The 22,582-nt window shown below is 51.1% G+C and carries 14 protein-coding genes; 8 read left to right on the forward strand and 6 right to left on the reverse strand.

Features of this window, described 5'->3' with window-relative positions:
- Positions 1–55 precede the first annotated feature (55 nt).
- Entirely contained in the window at positions 56–1,630 is a 1,575-nt protein-coding gene (locus tag PRU_RS10060) for a helicase HerA-like domain-containing protein (RefSeq protein WP_041386085.1), read from the forward strand.
- Here PRU_RS10060 and PRU_RS15395 read toward each other — a convergent pair whose 3' ends face one another.
- The 3 genes from PRU_RS15395 to PRU_RS10070 are packed head-to-tail and all read right to left on the reverse strand — an operon-like array spanning position 1,631 to position 3,688.
- Complete coding sequence (locus PRU_RS15395; protein ID WP_013063463.1) at positions 1,631–2,191, reverse strand: 4'-phosphopantetheinyl transferase family protein; 561 nt, start codon at positions 2,189–2,191, stop codon at positions 1,631–1,633. It abuts the gene before it with no gap.
- 11 nt (positions 2,192–2,202) lie between these two features.
- Positions 2,203–2,352 (reverse strand): GxxExxY protein, encoded by a 150-nt coding sequence (locus tag PRU_RS15725; RefSeq protein WP_080517198.1) that lies wholly within the window; start codon positions 2,350–2,352, stop codon positions 2,203–2,205.
- 34 nt (positions 2,353–2,386) lie between these two features.
- A complete protein-coding gene (locus PRU_RS10070) occupies positions 2,387–3,688 on the reverse strand; it encodes a DNA recombination protein RmuC (RefSeq protein ID WP_013065466.1) in 1,302 nt (433 codons plus the stop codon).
- Between the two features lie 654 nt (positions 3,689–4,342).
- On the opposite strand from PRU_RS10070, the gene PRU_RS10075 reads away from it, so the two are divergent.
- The 7 genes from PRU_RS10075 to PRU_RS10105 are packed head-to-tail and all read left to right on the forward strand — an operon-like array spanning position 4,343 to position 17,593.
- A complete protein-coding gene (locus PRU_RS10075; RefSeq protein ID WP_013063744.1) occupies positions 4,343–7,534 on the forward strand; it encodes a SusC/RagA family TonB-linked outer membrane protein in 3,192 nt (1,063 codons plus the stop codon).
- Positions 7,535–7,578: 44 nt separating this feature from the next.
- Positions 7,579–9,111, forward strand: a complete 1,533-nt coding sequence (locus tag PRU_RS10080) for a RagB/SusD family nutrient uptake outer membrane protein (protein ID WP_013065666.1) — start codon at positions 7,579–7,581, stop codon at positions 9,109–9,111.
- Positions 9,112–9,145: 34 nt separating this feature from the next.
- Entirely contained in the window at positions 9,146–11,569 is a 2,424-nt protein-coding gene (locus tag PRU_RS15400) for a hypothetical protein (protein ID WP_049769142.1), read from the forward strand.
- A gap of 23 nt (positions 11,570–11,592) precedes the next feature.
- The gene (locus tag PRU_RS10090) at positions 11,593–12,690 is read left to right on the forward strand and encodes a family 16 glycosylhydrolase (RefSeq protein WP_041386086.1); all 1,098 of its coding nucleotides are present in this window, start codon (positions 11,593–11,595) and stop codon (positions 12,688–12,690) included.
- Positions 12,691–14,067 (forward strand): CotH kinase family protein, encoded by a 1,377-nt coding sequence (locus PRU_RS10095; protein WP_013064014.1) that lies wholly within the window; start codon positions 12,691–12,693, stop codon positions 14,065–14,067.
- Positions 14,064–15,326 (forward strand): glycoside hydrolase family 5 protein, encoded by a 1,263-nt coding sequence (locus tag PRU_RS10100; protein ID WP_041386087.1) that lies wholly within the window; start codon positions 14,064–14,066, stop codon positions 15,324–15,326. The genes PRU_RS10095 and PRU_RS10100 overlap by 4 nt, the downstream gene beginning before the upstream one ends.
- Before the next feature lie 20 nt (positions 15,327–15,346).
- Positions 15,347–17,593, forward strand: a complete 2,247-nt coding sequence (locus tag PRU_RS10105) for a glycoside hydrolase family 3 C-terminal domain-containing protein (protein WP_041386789.1) — start codon at positions 15,347–15,349, stop codon at positions 17,591–17,593.
- 262 nt (positions 17,594–17,855) lie between these two features.
- Here the strand turns inward: PRU_RS10105 and PRU_RS10110 are convergent, their stop codons facing one another.
- The 3 genes from PRU_RS10110 to PRU_RS10120 all read right to left on the reverse strand — a co-directional run bounded on the left by PRU_RS10110 (position 17,856) and on the right by PRU_RS10120 (position 22,503).
- Positions 17,856–20,069 carry a glutamine synthetase III family protein gene (locus PRU_RS10110; protein ID WP_013063918.1) on the reverse strand — a complete coding sequence of 738 codons (2,214 nt, stop codon included), beginning with the start codon at positions 20,067–20,069 and terminating at the stop codon, positions 17,856–17,858.
- 196 nt (positions 20,070–20,265) lie between these two features.
- Entirely contained in the window at positions 20,266–21,069 is an 804-nt protein-coding gene (gene dapF, locus PRU_RS10115; protein WP_013063306.1) for a diaminopimelate epimerase, read from the reverse strand.
- A gap of 24 nt (positions 21,070–21,093) precedes the next feature.
- Positions 21,094–22,503: a glutamate synthase subunit beta gene (locus PRU_RS10120; protein WP_013064499.1), complete on the reverse strand. Its 1,410-nt coding sequence runs from the start codon at positions 22,501–22,503 to the stop codon at positions 21,094–21,096.
- Positions 22,504–22,582: the final 79 nt, after the last annotated feature.

The raw sequence follows: 22,582 nt of genomic DNA on the forward strand, positions 1-22,582 counted from the left end.
TGGTATATTGCTCACTTATTTGTATATTTGCGCCATAAACTTAAAACAAAAGCGTATGTACGACAAGGAAAGAGGGCTTTACATAGCCCACTGCTCTAACGGAGCACTGAGTATTACAGGTAAGATGGCCAACCGTCATGGTTTGATTGCTGGTGCCACAGGTACAGGTAAAACCGTTACCCTGCAGGTGATGGCCGAGACCTTCTGCCAGGCAGGTGTACCCTGCTTCATGGCCGATATGAAGGGCGACCTCTCGGGTATCTCGCAGACTGGTAAGCTGAGCGGCTTTATCGAGAAGCGCATGCCCGAATTTGGCATCGAGAATCCTGAGTTCCAGAGTTGTCCTGTACGCTTCTTCGATGTATTTGGCGAACAAGGACATCCCATGCGTGCCACCATCTCACAGATGGGTCCACAGTTGCTCAGTCGTCTGCTCGACCTGAACGAGACACAGGATGGCGTACTGAACATCGTGTTCCGCATTGCCGACGAGCGCGGACTGCTGATTCTCGACCTGAAAGACCTGCGCGCCATGCTCGACTATGTATCGCAGCATGCCAAGGAGTACACCACTAAATATGGTAATATCTCAACTGCTTCGGTAGGCGCCATCCAGCGCGCCCTGTTGCAGTTGGAGAACCAAGGCGCCAACCAGTTCTTTGGCGAGCCCTCGTTCGACATCTTCGACCTGATGCAGACCGAAGGTGGCAAGGGTATCATGAATGTGCTGGCTGCCGATAAGTTGATGATGCAGCCCAAGTTGTACTCTACATTCCTGTTGTGGCTTTTGAGCGAGCTCTACTCTACCCTCCCCGAGGTAGGCGACATGCCGCTGCCTAAGTTGGTATTCTTCTTCGACGAGGCACACATGCTGTTCGACGGCACATCAAAGGCATTGCTCGATAAGATTGAGCAGGTTATCCGTTTGATTCGTTCAAAGGGCGTGGGTATCTACTTTATTACCCAGAGTCCTACCGATATCCCCGAAAACATCCTCGGACAGTTAGGCAACCGTGTGCAGCATGCCCTGCGTGCTTACACACCAAAGGATCAGAAGGCTGTTAAGACCGCTGCCGACACGTTCCGTCCTAACCCAGCATTTAAAACCGACGAGGCCATCATGAACCTGGAGACAGGCGAGGCGCTTGTTAGTTTCCTCGACGAGAAGGGTGCACCCACCATTGTTGAGCGCGCCAAGATTCTGTTCCCGCTCTCGCAGATTGGTGCCATCACCGAGGGGCAGCGTCTCGATATCATCAAGCAGAGTCGCATCTATGGTAAGTACGACACACCAGTGGATCGCGAGAGTGCCTTCGAGGTACTGATGGCCGAAGCCGATCGCGCCCTGCAGGAACAGGAGCAGACCGAAGTTGAGGTTCCACAGCCTGAAGCTAAGGCCGAGAAAAAGAAGTCGGGTATACTGGCAAAGGTAGGAAAGGCCATTCTGACTGCCATCACCTCTACCCTGGCAGCTATGTTAGGCACCTACGTAAGCGATAAGGTAACGGGTAAGAAAACCAAGAGTCGCACCTCGGCAAAAGGTCGCGTAGTGAAAAACGCCACCAGTGCCGCTACCCGAACCATTACCAAGGAACTTACAAGAGACATCCTTGGTAACCTGATTAAGTAATTAAAGATATTCACAAACAGTATAAATATACCGCTGTCGCTCGACGGTGGTATATTTATATTTGGTGGAGTTGATCAGGGATTTCACATCGTGAGTGATGCCAGTGCCGACAAGCTTGGCAGTGGCCTCTTTCATCGTCCAAAAGCGGATGAAAGTGGCTTCGGGATTATCTGACCTTGACATTTCAGCTTTCTCCTCATCGTTCATGGTGTAGTTTACCAGGCTATCCTTGAATTCGCGGATACACTCCACATCTACGCCAACGGGCTTATCGCTGATGACACAGATGGCAGCCTCCTTGCAATGACTCAGATTAAAATATATCTTCGGATGGCCCACAATGCTGGGTTTGCCGTGCTCGTTATAGTCGAAGATGGGATTATCGGTGATGCCATACTCCTGGCGTAAGCCCTCCTTCAACAGCTGGTAGGCCAGCACGCACAAACGCTGCCCCTGTTCGTGTTTAAACTTCAGGGCCTGCTCGCGGCGCTGCTCCGAAATCTCAGCCAATGCCGCTTGCAAGTCAAAATCCCATATCTTCTCGCTTATATATACTCCCATTTTCTTTTTTTTTAGCAATGTCTTTCATACGAAACACCCAATTCGTCAAGTTCTATACATAGAGCATTTTCATATACAGACTCTAAGAAACCTGTCCCTAAAGTACTTAAGACTGTAAAATATGCCTTTAGTATCTTCCCTGATAGTTCTTCGTATAACATAAATCCTAAAATCCTGTAGTCCGTTGCTAAAAAATCATTCAATACCAATCTCAGGTGTGGGGATTTTACGGTTTGGATTCTCCTTGGCACCTAGGGTGATTAGTTCTTGGGCTTTTTGGGTGACGCTTTGACGACCAGTTATCAACTTGTTATTGGTGTTGTCGTAAGCCTTCTGCACAGCCTCAATCTTACTACCCAGGTCGTTATAGCGCTGCACAAAGTCGCCTAAGCGATCCAACAACTGCTCAGCCAAGCCAAATACTTTCTCCTGATTCTCGGCCTGCTGGTTCTGCACCCAGGCAATGTGTATCATGTGCAGAATGCCCAACAGGTTCTGCTCGCCCGTTACAAACACCTTCTTTTCGAAAGCCTCGCGCCACAACGTAGGATCATTGGCCAATGCCAACTGCAGCGATGACTCGAAGGGTACGAACATAATCACGAAATCAATCACATCGCGACCATTCTTCACATACTTCGAGTAGTCCTTACGTGCCAACTCGTTTACATGCTGACGCACACTCTTGATGTGGTCCTGCAGGTAACGCTCCTTATCCTCGGGTGTCTCGGCATTCACGTATTTCTCGTAGGCTACCAACGATACCTTCGAATCGATGATAGCATCCTGCCCCTGTGGGTAATGCAGAATCACGTCGGGCTGCATCTCGCGACCGGTCTCATCGTGTTTCATGGGACGTCCGAGTTCATCGCGCAAACGGGCCTGCACCTCGTAGTGGATGCCCTCCGTCAGACCCTGACTATTCAGCAGGTCGCCCAGAATAATCTCGCCCATGTTACCACTCACCTTGTTATCGCGTCGCAGCACATTCGTCAAGTTTTCAGCCTTCTCACCCAGTTGCTGCGTTTGTTGCATCATCAGCAGCATCTGCTCACGAAACGAAGCCGAATGGGCTGCGCTCTCCTTTTGGTTTTCACTGATAGCCTTCTGCATGTTGGCGATAGCATCCTTCAATGGTTGCGTGATGCCAGATATTGTTTCGGTATTCGACTGCTTCAGTTTCTGGGCACTCTGCTCCAGCAGTTGCTGAGCCATATTCTTAAAGCGCTCCTCATGGCGCTGCGACTCTTCAGCCATCTGCTGATGCAGCAACTGCAACTCTCGCATCTGAGCTTCGGCACGTGCATGCAACTCACGGTTCTCACCCTCCAAGTGGCGCACTCTGCTGGTGCTCTCTGCCAACTGCTCATTCTTCAGTTTCAGCTCCATGCCAGTTTTGCCACCCTCTATACGGAGGTGATCCATTTTGCGATCCATCAGCAGGTAAAGCGCTACAGCACCCACTGCGATACCTATTATAATATAAAGTACAATCATAAGTCGTATTGTTTTTATTTTGCTGCAAAATTAAGCAATTTCTTCGTAATAAGGACCAAATGAACCTATAATTTTGCACAAAAAAAATGTGCATTCATTCGTTTTTCGAAATCACGCACATTTTCACTCGTTCCGTATATTACTTCATGTCAGATTAAAGGTAAACTAGATCAGATTGTTCAATAAAACTTAAAAAACTGTTGTACGAGTGCAAATGTACGCATTTTAATCTACCAAACCAAATATTCTCTCCATTTTCTTTGCTTTGTTAACTCTATTTAACTTTAAAAAGAGGTTGTGTTCGTCCACACAACACGAAAAACACACTAACTATGACTTTTTCTTTGCTTGGAACGTATAACCATGATTGACGACCAATGCAGTGAAAGACGTTTTTGACTAATTAAAGCGAATTTTTGGTTAAAGAATCTGTAAAATGTACGTTTTACACCTCTATATTTCGTCCACTCTTTTTAGATTTTTTAAAAATCTTATCACACTGTTAATCAGCACTTTAGACATTTTAAGCGTATCATTTCGTCCACTTTTCGCTCTGTGCTGCCAAATGCGAGCATTAAAATTAATTATCTTTGCAGCAGAAAATCCTAATAGGGTATATTCTAACTTAACATTAACATTTAATAAAACCAAAGTATGAAGAAAAGCAGGTTAGTAATGATGTTTCTGGCACTTATGGTGACCATGACATCTTGGGCCCAGGGAATCGTGGGCACTGTGATTGACGACCAGGGCGAGACCGTTATCGGTGCTTCGGTCGTTGAAAAAGGTAATCCTCAGAATGGTACTATTACCGACTTTAATGGAAACTTCACCATTAAGGTTAACGAGGGCGCTACTATCGTAGTAAGTTACATTGGTTATGTAACCCAAGAACTAAAAGCAACCCGCAACATGCGTGTGGTGCTGAAAGAAGATGCACAGACTCTGCAGGACGTAGTTGTTATCGGCTACGGTGTGCAGAAGAAGAGCGTGGTAACAGCCTCAATCGCCAAGGTTAGCTCGGATGACCTGGAGGGTAAGACACGTCTGCGTGCCGATGATGCCCTGAAAGGTCTGGCTGCTGGTGTAAACGTTACATCTGCCAACGGACAGCCTGGTTCACAGTCGATGATTCGCGTGCGCGGTACAGGTACTATTAATGATACCAACCCGCTGTACATTATCGATGGCATGCCTACCGACCAGTACGGTCTGGAGAGCGTTAACCCTTACGATATCGAGAGTATCGAGGTACTGAAGGATGCGGCATCAGGTGCCATCTATGGTGCTCGTGCTGCCAACGGTGTCATCCTCGTTACTACTAAGAAAGGTAAAGTGGGTAAGGCTCAGATCAACTATAACTTCAGCTACGGTTGGCAGAGCGCCTGGAAGCATCGCGACGTGACCAGTGCTACCGACTATGCCATCCTGCAGAACGAGAAATACGTGAACGGCGGACAGGCTCCTTTGTATGCCGATCCTTATAACCTGACCGATGCCAACGGTAACAAGATTACCGGTTTTGGTACCGATTGGCAGGAACTGCTGTTTAACGATAACGCCCCTGTAGTACAGCACGACGTATCGGTTAGCGGTGCTACCGAAAAGGTAAACTACTACCTGTCGCTGGGTTACTACACTCAGGATGGTATCGTGGGTGGTAACTACGGCCGCTCTAACTACGACCGTTTGACCATCAACTCAAACAACCAGTTCAACCTGTTCGACGACTCAAAGGAGCGCAACTTCCTGAACAAACTGGACATCAGCGCAAACCTCTCTTATATGCGCACACATAGCACAGGTATCGACACCAACTCTACATGGGGTTCGCCCCTGGGTTCGGCCCTGTACCTGGCTCCCACACTGCCCGTAACACTCACTGGTGCTGTGGCTCAGGATATGATTGACCGTTACAGCGCTTACGACCTTTATCGCGACGAGAACGGCAATCCTTATACTATTCCCAACTACGTAGGTAGCTATCAGGAGCAGAACAACCCCATCGCCATGATGCAGGGTAACCCCAGCCGCGGCTGGAGTCATAAGTTCAGACCTAAGTTTGCTATCGATCTGCAGATCTGGGACAACCTGAAGTACCACTTCACCTGGAGTGCCGAGCAGAGTTTCTGGGGCAGCGAGGGTGCTACCGTATCAAAGTACTACCTCTCTGGTAACAACAACAGCGACCACACATCGGCTTCAGCCGAGAAGGCCGACGCTACACAGTGGCAGGTTGAGAACACGCTGACTTACGACAAAGAGTTTGGCAAGCACTCTATCGGTGTAGTACTGGGTCAGAGCGCCCTGAAGTACAAGGGTAGCTACGTAGGTGCATCGCACTGGAACCTGATTAACGTAAACAAGCCTTATGTTGACTACACCACTGGTGGTAGCATTGAGACCACTACCGATGCCGACGGCCACATTACAGGTGTTAAGAGTCTGGTTAGCGGTTGGGCTGGTCCTAACGTAGAGCATCACCTGGCTTCGCTCTTTGCCCGTTTGAGCTACAACTACGACGAGAAGTACATGTTCCAGGGCACCATCCGCCGCGATGGTTCAAGCCGCTTCGGATCAAACAACAAATATGGTGTGTTCCCCTCATTCTCTATCGGTTGGAACATCATGAACGAGGACTTCATGAAGAACACCAGCGACTGGCTCAGCAACCTGAAGTTCCGCGCCAGCTGGGGTAAGAACGGTAACGAGAACATCGGTGACTTCCGCTACACCGTGCTCACCACCACTGGTGGCACAAGCAACTACTACTTTGGCCGTCAGGGCGTGATGAATTACGGTTCGAAGGCCAACGGACTGGCTAACGAGAACCTGAAGTGGGAGGAGAGTGAGCAGACCGACCTGGGTATCGACCTGGGCCTGTGGAACAACAAGCTTACATTTACTGTTGACTACTATATCAAGAAGACCAATGGTATGCTGATGACCATGCCTATCCCAAGCTACGTAGGTGAGACCAAGCCTATCGGTAACGTGGGCGACATGGAGAATAAGGGTATCGAGTTTGAGCTGGGTTACAAGTTCAACATTGCCGATGCACACTTTGCCATTAAGGCCAACGCATCGCACCTGAAGAACACCCTGAAGAACCTGGGTAACGATACTGGCTTCCTGAACTACGGTATCAGTCAGTTCAGCGATGGTGGCACACGTGCCGAGAACGGTCAGCCTTTCCCATACTTCTATGGTTACAAGACTGCAGGTGTACTGCAGAACCAGGCCGAGGCCGATGCTTACAATGCTAAGAATCACGCTTCGTCGGTTCCTGGCGACCTGATCTTCGTGGATGTAAACGGTGATGGCTACATTACCAGCGACGACCGTACCAAGATTGGTAAGCCAACACCCGACTGGACTTACGGTTTGAACCTGAATGCCGATTGGAAGGGCTTCGACTTCAACATCTTCTTCCAGGGCGTTTATGGTGCCGATATCTTCGACGCTACCTGGCGCCAGGATATCGCATCGGGTAACTACCCAACTTGGGTGCTGCAGCGCTGGACCGGCGAGGGCACATCAAACAAGATTCCTATGCTGAAGCTGGGCGACAGCAAGAACTGGGTGGTTAGCGACATCTACGTACAGGACGGCAGCTACCTGCGCCTGAAGAACATCTCATTGGGTTACACACTGCCTAAGCAGCTTACCAAGCGTGTAAACATCGAGCGATTCCGCGTGTATGTTCGCGCCGAGAACCTCTTCACCTGGACCAAGTACTGGGGATTCGATCCTGAGATCGGTTCTGGCAGCACATCAATGGGTGTAGATTACGGTGTATATCCACAGGCACGCATCTTTACTGTAGGTTGCAACCTCTCGCTGTAAAATGTAAAAATGTAATAATGTAAAAATAAAAGAATTGAAGTATTATGAATACGAAGATATATAAAACACTGTTCGCTGGAGTAGTAGCCGTATCGCTGACTGCTTGTAACGACAGTTTCCTGGAGGTAGAGAACCCCACTGGTGAGCCTCTGGAGGAATATTACATGACCGACGAGCACCTGAGCGAGGCTTGCACATCGGCCTATGCCCCACTGCACTGGCCCGACTGGGACGGAACAGCCTATAACGACCTGACTTGCGACGCCGAGATTATGGGCGACGACTTCTGGGTTGGTGGTTCGAGCATCAGCGACAACCAGCACTGGCACAAGCTGTTCAACTTTGAGGGCGACGGCAACAACACCCTGGGTACTCTTTGGGGCGACTTCTACAGCGGTATCAAGCGTTGTAACGACGTGATTAAGTACTGCTCATGGGGTGGCGGCAACGAAAAGAACCGCACATCGTACGAGATGCAGGCCCGTCTGCTCCGCGTGTACTATTATAATATTCTGTGGCACTACTACGGCAACGTTCCTTTCTATCTGGAGAACCTGAGCGAGCCTTACACAGCCCCACAGATTACTGCTGATGAGATTTATGCACAGCTGCTGCCTGAGCTCGAGGCCATCATCGCTTCGAACGTGCTGCCTATGCGTTGGGATGCAGCCAACGAGGGTCGCGTATCACAGGCTATGGCCTACATGCTGTATGCCGAGATGGTAATGTACCAGAACGACGCAGCCCGCTATCCTACTGCTCTTACTTACATGAAGCAGATTATCGGCGACAGCAACTACTCGCTGAATCCCGACTTCAAGGATCTGTTCTCAGAGAACGGTGAGATGTGCTCAGAGAGCATTTTTGAGATTACTTACGACGACGATAACGCCCAGCGCGACTGGGGCACACCACTGCATGCAGGTGGTACCGTATTCCCTACACTCTGCTCGCCTAACGGTTGGGCTGGTGGCGAAGGCTGGGACAGCGGTAACGACGGTTGGGGCTTCCTGCCCATGCGCTTAGAGGCCTACAATATGTATGCCGATAACGACAAGCGTCGCGATGTTACCTGCTGGGACGTTCGTGGCTACACCTATACCGAGCGTTATCAGGACACTCACATCTGGCACGGTAAGTATCGTCCACAGAGTGCCAACAATCAGGACTGTCCTACATCAAAGAACCTGAACTACAATAACAACAAGCGCATCTACCGCTATGCCGAGACCCTGCTGAATGCAGCCGAGCTACTGTTGCAGACAGGTGGCAGCGCAACCGAGGCCACTGGTTATGTTAACGAGGTTCGTACACGTGCAGGTCTTGCTAACCTGAGCAGCGTTACTATCGACGACGTACTGAATGAGCGTCACCTGGAGTTCTGCGGTGAGGGCAAGCGTTACTTCGACCTGGTTCGTGCCGAGGGTATCAGCGGTGCCACCGAAAAGGCTACCCTGAAGCTGGTTCCCGACACCTACGGCTATCGTACTAACACCTGGAGTGCCAGCAAGAAGCACATTCCTCTGTCACAGAGCGAGCTTGATGCCGACCCAACACTGGTGCAGAACAACTATTAATATTAAACATTAATGATTAAACATTAAAAAGATTATGAAGAATCTGATTAAATATACAATGGGTGCGCTGGCAGCAGGTGTGATGATGACCGCCTGCTCGCCCGAAAAATTCGACGGCGCCGACCCCAATGGTATTCCATCGGTAAGCGGTGTTGACTTCAACATCAGCGTCGATCAGGAAACCAACCAGATGATTGCCAACTACACCCCACAGCCAGGCACATACCCCATCTGGATTATCAACGGCAACACCTACTCTACACTGCAGGAGGTGGGATTCCAGAATCCTGAGGCCGGCACCTATACTATCGACATGAAATTGGGCAACCGCAATGGTTTCAGTCAGGGTGTCATCAGCAAGACATTCACTTTCAACGAGACTAAGATTGACTACTCTGCCGATTTCCGTCGTATCTGCGACAAGGAGTGGCGTATAGCCAACAAGGAGCAGGGACACCTGGGCTGCGGCCCTGCCGGAACAGCTGCCACCGAATGGTGGAGTGCTGCTCCCAACGATAAGAAGGACTTTGGTGTTTACGACGACCGCATCACCTTTACAGCCACCACACGCAAGGGCGGTAGCTATACCTACAATGCTGGTGCCGACGGTAACACCTATGTGAATAAGGGCGTAACCAAATGGAACACCCAGAACGACAATGCCGACGTAGATGTAGCTGTGGGCAACCAGACATCAAGCTGGAGCTTCGAGATCTACGACTGGGAGGATGCCGAGGGCAACGTGACCAAGCAGACCTACATCCAGCTGGCCGACAACACCGCATTCCCCTACATCTCGAGCGACGCTCAGTACGAGAATCCTAAGTTCCGTATCGAGACCCTCACAGCCACCAAGCTGGTGCTGGTTTACGACGCTCCTGATCGCGGTATTGCATGGCGCTACATCCTGACAAGCGCTCCTGATGAGCGCCTCGTTGAGGAGCAGGGATTCGATGCCAACAGCGACTTCAACCTCTGGAAGGGCATCACTCCTAACGCCACATTCTACTTCAACCCAGGTTGGGGCACAGAGCGCACTGGCGAGATGGAAGCTGGCTACACTGGTGGAAACAACGACTACACCGTGACAGTTCCCGATGCTTGCTCAGACCGCTGGCAGGCTCAGTTCCACCTCCACACCGACCTGAATCTGAAGGCTGGAACCAACTACGACTTCTCTGTTATCTTCAATGCTGATAAGGATATCGACGGTGTGACTGTTAAGCTCACCGACGAGGCAGATGCCGATGCTATCATCGACGTAGCCGACGTGAACCTCAAGGCTGGTCAGGATATCGTATTCTGGCAGAGCGACATAGCAGGTAAGGACCTTTCTAAGGTGAAGTTGGTATTCGACTTCGGTCATGCTACCGGTGCTACCAAGATCAACGTAAGCAACGTGGTTATCAAGGATCACGCTAACGACGATGGTACCATCGTTTCAGGTGGTGGCGAAGAGGGCGAGAAGCCTGTGATGGATTGGAACTATGAGAGCGGCGCCAACCTTTGGAAGGCTGTTGACGATGGTACAGTAGCTAGCGAGTTCGCTTACTGGTTTGCTGATGACAGCTGGACACAGATTACAAGCCCAGTATGTACACACAGCGGCGACACTTACGAGCTCACCATGCCTGATGGTATCGGTGGCAGCCAGTGGCAGGGCCAGTTCCATATCGACACCAAGCTTACAGCAAGTGCATCAAAGGCCTATAATTTCTACTGTGTATTAGAGGCCGACAACGACTGCGCTGGTGTTACCTTCAAGCTCACCGACGGTGGCGATTCTAACTTCCTGCTCGAGGAGCGCATCCCTGTTAAGGCCGACGAGCCACTCATCGTGAAGCGCGAGGGCCTGACACTGAAGGATGGTGCTGATGCCGACCAGCTGCGCATGTTCTTCGACTTTGGTGGTACACCTGCTGGCACTCACGTGAAGATCAGCAAGATCTATCTCGAAGAGGCTGTAGTTCTGAACTACGACGATGCCAGCAACCTGTGGAAGGGTGTTGACGATGGTTCAGTAAAGAGCACATTCGCCTACTGGTTCGCTAACGACGCTTGGACAGAGCTGGCCAACCAGCCTGTAGCTACTCGCAACGGCGACACTGTTGAGCTCACTCTCCCAGAAGGAATGGGTGGCAGCCAGTGGCAGGGTCAGTTCCATATCGACACCGAGCTGACAGCCAAGGCCAACAAGGAGTATCACTTCCAGGTGGTAGTAACTGCTGATGCCGACTGCCCAGGCGTGACCATCAAGCTCACCGACAGTGGCGATAGCAACTTCTTCTGCGAGGGTCGTCACGACATCAAGGCCGACGAGCCTTACACATTCACACTGAAGAATGCAACACTGAAGGAGGGTACTGATGCATCGGCAATCCGTCTGTTCTTCGACTTCGGAGGATCAACACCTGGTACAAAGGTGAAGATTAGTAAGATTGTCTTTAAAGAGGCATAACAAATAAAAAAATTGAATAATTAATGAAACGTTACATGTTTAACACTCTATTGCTCGCGCTCACCGCAGTCTTTACTGGCTGCGGTGGGGGTGGCGATGATCCACAACCCGCTGCTCCAACGATCACCGTATCGCAGGAGAGCATCAATGCACCTGCCGAAGGAGGCAGCTACACAATTAACGTTACCACCACTGGAAAAGAGTGGGGTGTTTATGCCGATGGCGACTTCGTGAAGGCCACGGCTCAGTATGCTAACAATGCGGTGGCTGTGACCATCGACGAGAACCCTAATACCACGGAGCGTACAGGTAACGTCATCATTATGTCGGGTACTGCCCGTAAGAACATCACAGTGACTCAGGCCGCTGCTGCAAAGCCTGCCTACAACGCCCCCGAAGGTTACACACTGGTATGGCAGGACGAGTTCGAAGGCACCAGCAATCAGCTGAATGCCGCCGACTGGACCCACGAGGTGAAGAACTCAGGTTGGGTGAACCACGAACTGCAGAACTATGTGAACCAAAAAACGCCAGAGGGCCAGTTGGTGACCGAGGTTAAGAACGGCACCCTGCGCATCACCGCACGCAAGGAGAACGGAAAGGTTTACTCTGGTCGTGTGTATGCCAAGGTAAAAGAGGGCTGGACCTACGGCTATATCGAGGCCAGCATCAAACTGCCAAAGGGCAAGGGCACATGGCCTGCCTTCTGGATGATGCCTGTGAACTTCAAGTCATGGCCTGCTGATGGCGAGATTGATATCATGGAAGAGGTGGGCTATCACCCAAACTACGTATCATCAAGTCTGCATGCCAATGCCCATGTACACTCTAACAATACGCAGGTAACCCACGAGATGAAGTGCGATGGTGCCGAAGGCGAATTCCACACCTACGCTATCCTGTGGACAGCCAAGAACATCACCACCTATGTGGATGGTAAGGTTCAGTTGAGCTACGACAACCGCGGACTGGGTCGCGACGACTGGCCCTACGATGATCCGTTCTACGTGATCCTCAACCTGGCTTGGGGTGGCGATTGGGGTGGCGCTCAAGGCGTTGACGAGAGTGCATTGCCAGCCACCATGGAAGTAGATTACGTGCGTGTATTCCAGAAGAAATAAATGAAACCAAAATTAATACTCTCTATTTTGTTGACGATTGCCTGGGCTGGCCCTGTGCTGGCCCAGCAATATCAACAACTCACCGATGTACCAACGGTGTATATCGAGACGGAGAACGGTCAGAACATCACCAGTAAGGAAGAGTACATCATATGTACCTTTACGATGGTGGATGGCGACAACACGCTCCGACTCGAGAACACACAGATAAGAGGACGAGGCAACTCATCGTGGTGGAATTCTGACAAGAAACCCTACCGAGTTAAGTTCGACAAAAAGCAAACACTGTTAGGTGAGGACTTTGCGAAAGCCAAAAGTTGGACCTTGCTGGCCAATCACGGCGACAAGACCATGATTCGCAATGCCCTGACTTATCAACTCGGACGTTTCATCGGCATGAAGTTCTGTCCAGCTGCCAAGTTCATCGATCTTTATCTTAATGGCAAATACCGCGGAACCTACCAGATTAGCGACCAGGTGCAGGTGCACAAAAAGCGCGTTGAGGTAGATGAGGACAACGGTTGGCTGCTGGAGGTGGCCAACGAGAACTCGCGCGAGGAGCCCTACATCACATCCACCCGCTACGGCATCATGTACAACATCAAGAATCCTGATGACGAGCTGCTCACCATGGATAAGCGCATCGCCATCGGACAGTGGCTGGAGGCCTTCGAGAAGGCTGTGGCCAGCAATGACTACAAGGACTCCGAGAAAGGTTATCGCGCCTATATCGATGAGACCGATTTTATTAACTGGTACGTAGGCGCTGAGCTCACGGGCAACATCGATGCACTTTACAGCATCTACATGTACAAGGAGGCCGACGAACAGAAGATGCACTTCGGACCGCTGTGGGACCTTGACTTGGGCTACGACAATAGTTCGGAAAAGAGTCTGCTGCGACAGATGGAGGCCTACTTAGGCTTGTGGAACCGTCCATTCGAAAAAATTCTGCAGCGCCTGTGGCTCGACCCTTGGTTTGCCAAGGCTTGCAACGACCGCCTGAACGCGCTGGTAGAAGCCGGACTGCAGCAGCACCTGATGGCATCTATCGACAGTTTGCGTGGTGCCATCTGGCAGACACAGGCTCAGAATTTCAAGGTGTGGCCCATCAACCAGCAGGTGTACGACTGGGAGAAGCACAAGTACCACAACGACTACGACAGCTACATCAGCGATCTGAAGGCGTTTGTGAACACTCATATCCCCTACCTGCAGGAGGCCTTCGCCCAGAAGTTGAGTGCCACCGGTATTACACCTGCCAAGACAACAGAAAAGAACAGCAGCACCCTCTACGACCTGCAGGGCCGAAAGGTGCAACAACCCAATAAAAAAGGAATATACATCCAGAACAGACAAATCATAACAAAACAATGAAGAAAGCATTCGTTTATCTCTTTGCGCTCCTGCTGATGGCCTGCAACATGGGCAAGCAGAACAATACCAATGGGTTCGTCACCATCAACGGCCACGACCTCATCAAGCCCAACGGTGAGAAACTCCTGATTCAGGGCACCAACCTGGGCAACTGGTTGAACCCCGAGGGTTACATGTTCGGTTTCGGACGTACCAACTCGGCGTGGATGATCGACCTGATGATGAAAGAGGCCGTGGGTCCCGATGCCACTGCCGAGTTCTGGCAGCAGTTCAAGGATAACTACGTGACACGTAAGGATATCGACTTCATTGCCAATCAGGGTGCCAACACCATTCGTCTGCCTTTCAACTACAAGCTGTTCTGCGACGAGGATTACATGGGACAGACAGGCAAGAAGGATGGCTACGCACGCATCGACTCGGTCATCACCTGGTGCAAGGCCAACAACCTGTATCTGATTCTGGATATGCACGACTGTCCAGGCGGACAGACGGGCGATAACATCGACGACGGACACGGTTACCCCTGGTTGTTCGAAAGTGAGAAGTGCCAACAGCAGTTCTGCAATATCTGGCGCGAGATAGCCTATCGCTATCGCAGCGAGACCACCATTCTGGGCTACGAACTGATGAACGAGCCCATCGCTCACTATTTTGCCAACAAGGACTCGCTCTACCAATTGTTGCAGCCGGTATATAAAAAGGCGGTAGAGGCCATCCGACAGGTAGATAAAAACCACATCATCCTGCTGGGCGGTGCCCACTGGAACAGCTTTTTCTGGATGCTGAACGACAGCACCTACGACGATAAGCTGATGTACACCTGCCACCGTTACGGCGGTCCTGCCACCAAAGAGGCCATCACCCACTACATCAATTTCCGCGACTCCATCAACCGTCCGATGTATATGGGCGAGTTCGGTCACAACACCATGGAGTGGCAGCGCGACTTTGTGAAGGTGCTGAAGGAGAACAACATCGGTTACACCTTCTGGCCTTATAAAAAGGTAGATGAGTCGTGCATGATGGGCATCAAGCGCCCCAAGGGTTGGGATAGCATCGTGGTGAAATATGCCGAGACATCGCGCAACACCTATCAAGAATGGCGCGAGGCACGCCCCAATCAGGCTCAGTTCCGCCAGCTGCTCAAGCAGTTTGCCGAGAACTGTCGCATCGAGAACTGCAAACCACAGGCGGAGTATATCCAAAGCATGGGGATGGGGAAATTGAAAAAAAAAGGTGAGAAGGTGAGAAAATGAACAATAAAACTAATTATAGAATGAAGAAATTTATCATGTCAGCACTACTGATTGGCGCTACTGCAGCGGCACAGGCTCAAAGCATACCTGTGTATCTCGACGAAAGTAAACCCATCGAGCAGCGCATCGACGACGCACTCAGTCGAATGACACTCGAGGAGAAGATTGCCGTGATTCACGCGCAGTCAAAGTTTTCAAGCCCTGGTGTAAAACGTCTGGGATTCCCCGACCTGTGGACCGACGACGGTCCTCACGGTGTGCGCCCCGATGTACTGTGGGACGAGTGGGAACAGGCCGGTCAGACCAACGACTCATGCGTGGCCTTCCCTGCCCTCACCTGTCTGGCTGCCACCTGGAATCCCCAGTTGGCCCGCATGTATGGCGAGAATCTGGCCGAAGAAGCACTCTATCGCAACAAGAGCGTGATGCTGGGCCCTGGCGTGAATATCTATCGCACCCCACTGGGCGGTCGTAACTTCGAGTATATGGGCGAAGACCCCTGGTTGGCCTCACGCATGGTGGTGCCCTACGTACAGGGACTGCAGTCGAAAGGTGTAGCAGCCTGCGTGAAGCACTATGCCCTGAACAACGACGAGGAGTATCGTCATCAGGTGAACGTGATTGTGAGCGACCGTGCACTGCACGAGATTTATCTGCCAGCCTTCAAGGCTGCTGTGCAGGAGGGTGGTGCCTGGAGCATCATGGGTGCCTACAACCTGTATCAGAACCAGCACAACTGTCATAACGCCACGATGCTGAACAAGATCCTGAAGAAGGACTGGGGCTTCGACGGTGTGGTGATCAGCGACTGGGGTGGTTGCCACGACACTGAGGAAGCCATCAACAACGGTCTCGACCTGGAGTTCGGCTCATGGACCAACGGTCTGAGCGAGGGCACCTCTAATGCCTACGACAACTACTATCTGGCAGTGCCATACAAGAAGCTCATCCAGGAGGGAAAATATACCACCAAGGAGCTCGACGAGAAGGTGCGCCGTGTGCTGCGCCTGTTCTATCGCACCACGATGAACCGCCACAAGCCCTATGGATTCCTGTGCAGCGAGAGTCACTATCAGACTGCGCTCAAGATTGCTCAGGAGGGTATTGTGCTGCTGAAAAATGATAAAATTAATGAATTAAAAAATGAACCCCTTTTGCCGCTCAACCTGCAGAAGATGAAGCGCATCCTCGTTGTGGGCGAGAATGCCATCAAGATGATGACTGTGGGCGGTGGTTCGTCGTCGCTCAAGGCCCAAAAGGAGATTCTGCCTCTCGACGGCATCAAGGCCCGTTTTGCTGATGCCGAGGTGGATTTCGTTCGCGGTTACGTGGGCGATACCGTTCAGAGTTACAACGGCGTAACCGTAGGTCGCTCGCTGTACGAAACCCGTACACAGGCCGAGTTGACTGCCGAGGCTGTTGAGAAGGCCAAGCAGGCCGATGCCGTGATTTTTATTGGTGGACTGAACAAGAGCGACTATCAGGATTGCGAGGGTCACGACCGCAAGAGTTACGATCTGCCTTACGCCCAGAACGAGGTGATTGAGGCCATCCTGAAGGTAAACCCACGCTTGGTTTATGTAAACATCTCGGGTAACGCTGCTGCCCTGCCCTGGATTAACAAGGTGCCCGCTGTGGTACAGGCCTGGTTTATCGGCTCCGAGGCTGGCGAGGCCATCGCCTCGGTACTGGCTGGCGACGTAAACCCATCGGGCAAGCTGCCATTCACCTGGTACGCATCGCTCGGTCAGTGCGGCGCCCATGCCACAGGCAGCTACCCCGGCAACTGGCGCGAGGATTATAAGATTATCGACGAGGAGTACAAAGAGGGTATCTACGTGGGCTACCGCTATACCGATGCCAATAAGCTCAAGCCACTCTTCGCATTCGGTCACGGTTTAAGCTACACCACCTTTAAGTTAGGCAAGGTAACCACTAACACCCAACACCTAACACCCAGCACAAAGCTCACCTTCACCGTGCCCGTAACCAATACCGGCAAGGTGGCTGGTAGCGAAACAGTTCAGCTGTACATCGCCGCCAAGCAGAGCAAGGTTGATCGCCCTGTAAAGGAGCTCAAGGCCTTCCAGAAGGTATATCTGCAGCCAGGCGAAACCCGCAACGTAACACTTACCATCGGTGCCGATGCCGTAAGCTATTACGATGAGACTGCCAACAGCTGGTGTGCCGAGCCAGGCACTTACGAGGCCCTGATTGGTACAGCCTCGGATAAGCTCCCAACCAAGTACACATTCAAACTGAAGTAGATTCATGCGTTATTTTAAATATTTAGGTACACATATAGTTGATATTAGTTAGTAATTAGTAGTTCCAAAATGATTGTTTTACCAGGATTAACACAAAAGGAGCCGGCAGCAATGCTGGCTCCTTTGCTAATTAACTAACACAAAATTATCACATAAAAGAGGGATTCAATACTCTCACAGTATCAAATCCCCCACGCAAACTTCAATAAATCGCTTTTTGCGATTTTCAAACAACCAAAAAAAGAATTGTTTGATTTATCGATTATCGGATGAACAGCAGTTCTCTGTACTTAGGCAGTGGCCACAGTGCATCGTCGACAATCAGTTCGAGCTTATCGATCTGATAGCGAATCTCATCGAGCTTTGGCTCTACCTTATCATGATAAGCGATAGCCTTCTCATGCTCGTCCTCGATCTTGTTGGCCAGCTTGCGAGCGTTAACCAACTCCTCAACACCCTTCTCGATGGCAGATGTGCGCTCGGCAATCTCCTCGATAATCTTCAGGTTACGGGCGTTCAGCTTCTCGGCTTTGTCAACGGGGAATACAGCCACCATATTTTCTACATTCTTCAGCAGCTGGCTCTGATAGCTGGTAGCCACTGGAATGATGTGGTTCATGCTCAGGTCGCCCAGTACGCGAGCCTCAATCTGAATCTTCTTGGTGTAGGTCTCCCACTTCACCTCGTTACGTGCCTCAAGCTCCTTCTTGGTCATTACACCCAGGCTCTCAAACATCTTAACGCTGGCGTCGTCGAGGTAACGCTCAAAGATTTTTGGACAGCTCTTCTCAACGTCCAGACCGCGTTTCTCGGCCTCGATAACCCACTCGTCTGAGTAGCCGTTACCATCAAAGCGGATAGGCTTACAGGTCTTGATATCCTCGCGGAGCACGTCGATGATAGCGTGGAACTTAGCGCTGTGCTCAGTACCAGCCAACTTCTTCTCGAACTCAGGAATGCGGGCATCAACACGCTTCTTGAAGTCAACCAGAGCCTCGGCTACGGCACTGTTCAGGGCAATCATAGCGCTGGCACAGTTAGCCTCGCTACCTACGGCACGGAACTCAAAGCGGTTACCGGTAAAGGCGAATGGTGATGTACGGTTACGGTCGGTGTTATCGATGAGCAGCTCAGGAATCTCGGGGATATCCATCTTCAGTCCCTGCTTGCCAGCCATAGCGAGGAAGTCCTTATCGGCAGTCTCGATGTGGTCGAGCAGCTCAGAAACCTGCTTACCGAGGAACGAAGATACGATGGCTGGGGGAGCCTCGTTAGCACCCAGACGGTGAGCGTTGGTAGCACTCATGATGCTGGCCTTCAGCAGTCCGTTGTGCTTGTAAACACCCATCAGGGTCTCAACAATAAAGGTAGCAAAGCGCAGGTTGGCCTCGGGAGTCTTACCAGGAGCGTGCAGCAGTACACCATTGTCGGTGCTCAAGCTCCAGTTGTTGTGCTTACCCGAACCGTTAATGCCAGCGAATGGCTTTTCGTGCAGCAGCACGCGGAAACCGTGCTTACGGGCTACGCGCTTCATAACCGACATCAGCAGCATATTGTGGTCAACAGCCAGGTTAGTTTCTTCAAAGATTGGTGCCAGCTCAAACTGGTTAGGTGCCACCTCGTTATGACGGGTCTTGCAAGGAACACCGAGTTCCAAAGCCTGAATCTCAAGGTCGCGCATGAAAGCAGCCACACGCTCGGGGATTGAACCAAAGTAGTGGTCGTCCATCTGCTGGTTCTTGGCACTATCGTGTCCCATCAGGGTACGACCGGTAAGCAGCAGGTCGGGGCGTGCAGCATACAGTCCCTCATCTACCAGGAAGTACTCCTGTTCCCATCCGAGGTTTGAGGTTACTTTCTTTACTGCGGGATCAAAGTAATGGCAAACATCAGTAGCAGCCACGTTGACTGCATGAAGAGCGCGCAGCAGAGGAGCCTTATAGTCAAGGGCCTCACCGCTATAACTGATAAATACTGTGGGGATACAAAGTGTATCGTCTATAATAAATACTGGAGATGTGGGATCCCATGCAGAATAACCACGTGCCTCGAATGTAGAACGGATGCCACCAGAGGGGAATGAAGAAGCATCAGGCTCCTGCTGAACGAGCAGCTTTCCGCTGAACTCTTCAACCATACCGCCCTTGCCATCATGCTCGATAAACGAGTCGTGCTTCTCGGCAGTACCTTCGGTCAGGGGTTGGAACCAGTGAGTATAGTGAGTTACGCCATTCTCGGTAGCCCACTGCTTGATACCAGCAGCTACAGCGTCGGCAACAGTACGATCCAAACGTGCGCCATTATCAATTACGTCGACCATTTTCTCGTACACGTCCTTTGGCAGGTACTTGTACATTTTCTCACGATTAAAGACCTTCTTGCCAAAATACTCGCAAGGTCTCTCACTTGGTGCTTTTACGTCGAGTGGCTTCTTCTTAAAAGCCTCGCCGACAACCTGAAATCTTAATGCTTCCATAATTACTGTTTATGTTGTTATACAATTTGCTTACACTTTGCTATGATTTCGATGCAAAGGTACTACAAATTGAAAGTAAATTACCTATTTTATCGACACTTTTTATCTTGTTTTTATCTCGAAATTACAAATTGTAAGTTCTGTATATGTATTTTCTTACAGATTGTAATCAAAATACGGGATTTAGCTAATACCTTTATAAAGCTATTTCGCCATCACACACAAACTCGGCCGGACCAGTCATGTACACGTGGTTGTCCTGTTCGCTCCACTCGATGGTAAGCGTGCCGCCATCCATCACAATCTGCGATGTGCGACTGGCCTTACCTGTAAGTGCGGCGGCCACAGCGGTGGCGCAGGCGCCTGTACCGCAAGCCTGGGTGATACCACTGCCACGCTCCCACACACGGGTACGGATGCCGCCGTCAGCCTCTACACGGGCAAACTCGATGTTACATCTTTGTGGGAATGCAGGGTGATATTCGAGTGCGGGGCCTGCTTCGCCAACCTGATCCACATCATCGGTAAATATCACGTAGTGGGGATTGCCCATCGATACGAATGTGCCATGACCAGGGTTACGCGATGGCAGGAACTGCGACTCGTTTTCAAGTACAGGCTCGCCCATATCTACGGTAACACTCTCTACAAAACCATCGGTTACGTGCAGACTGAGCACTTTTACACCCGAAAGGGTGAGCAGGCGAATCTCGGTCAGGTCGGTCATACCGCGCTCGTAAAGGTACTTACCTATACAGCGACTGGCATTACCGCACATCATGGCCTCGCTACCGTCGGCATTAAAAATGCGCATGGTAAAATCAGCCTCAGGAACGGTAGATTTGCCAATGAGTACCAGTCCGTCGGAACCGATGCCCTTGTGGCGGTGGCTCCACTTAATGGAGGCCGCCTCAGGGTCGGGTATATTGTACTGCGTGGTGTCAACGTAGATGTAGTCGTTACCACAGCCGTGCATCTTGGTGAAATGGATCTTGCTCATGCTAATTTTTACATTTTTGCATTTTTACATTTTTGCACTTAAAAAGCTGTTCACCTTCTGGGCTGTCTGGCGGCCGCTGGCCATAGCGCGCACTACAAGAGAGGCGCCATTGGCCGCATCGCCACAAACAAACACATTATTACCATAAGCGGGATGCTCTGGCTTCAAGAATCCCATGGCCAACAATACCAGTTCAGCTTTTATAATCTCGGGCTTACCCTTCTCAACCATGATGGGGCGACCGCCTTCGGGATTTGGTTTCCAATCTATCTCCTGTACCTTTACGCCGGTAAGCTTACCGTCCTTACCTAGGAACTCCAGGGTATTGATGTTCCAACGGCGGGTGCAGCCCTCCTCATGACTTGATGTAGTCTTCAGGGTGCGAGGCCATTCGGGCCAAGGGTTCTGTGGGTCTTCGGGCCCCTCAACGGGCTTAGGCATAATCTCAATCTGGGTAACGCTCTTACAACCCTGACGATGGGCTGTACCAATGCAGTCGCTACCTGTATCACCACCACCTATTACCAGCACGTCCTTGCCTTTGGCTGTTACGCGCTCGTCCTTACTGAACTCCATGCCTGCCAGCACGCGGTTCTGCTGCGACAGCATGTCGAGAGCAAAGTGTACGCCCTTGAGTTCGCGGCCAGGGGCTTTCAGATCGCGGGCTGTTGGAGTACCTGATGCAATCACGATTGCATCAAAGGCCTCTCCCCCCGCCCTCTCCAAAAAGAGAGGGAGCTGCTGTGCATCGGTGTCCCCACTCCCTTTGGAGGGGGTTAGGGGGAGGCTCACACCGTACTTAAACTCGATACCCTCCTGCTCCAGCAGGGCGATACGACGGTCGATAACGGCCTTGTTCAGTTTAAAGTTAGGGATACCGTAGCGCAGCAATCCGCCTGCAGCTTCGTTTTTCTCAAACACGGTAACGGTATATCCCATGTGGTTCAGGTCGTTGGCAGCAGCCAGTCCGGCAGGGCCGGCACCAATCACAGCCACCTTCTTACCGTTGCGAACGATGTCGGTCTTAGGCTGGATAAAGCCCTCCTGAAATGCCATCTCGGTGATGGCAGCCTCGTCCTCACGGTTGGTGGTTGGCTCGTGGTTAAAGCGGTTCAGCACGCAAGCCTTCTCGCACAGTGCAGGACAGATACGACCTGTGAACTCGGGGAAGGGGTTGGTGGTGTTCAGCAACTGATAGGCCAACTCAAAGTCGCCTTTGTACAGGGCGTCGTTCCACTCGGGTGCTTTGTTGCCCAGCGGACAGGCCCAGTGGCAGAAGGGCACGCCGCAATCCATACAGCGGCTGGCCTGCAGTTTGCGTTCGCGAGTGCTGAGCGTCTGCTCTACCTCGCCAAAATCGTGGATTCTATCGTGAATCGGACGGTAACCCGCCTCCTGGCGGTGTATCTCTAAAAATGCTTTTGGATTTCCCATTGTGTAAAATTTAAAAATTTAAGAATTTAAAAATTTAAAAATGAAATGCGACAACTTTTACATTATTACATTTTCTAAT

This window comes from Xylanibacter ruminicola 23, from assembly GCF_000025925.1.
In the GTDB taxonomy this organism is placed as follows: domain Bacteria; phylum Bacteroidota; class Bacteroidia; order Bacteroidales; family Bacteroidaceae; genus Prevotella; species Prevotella ruminicola.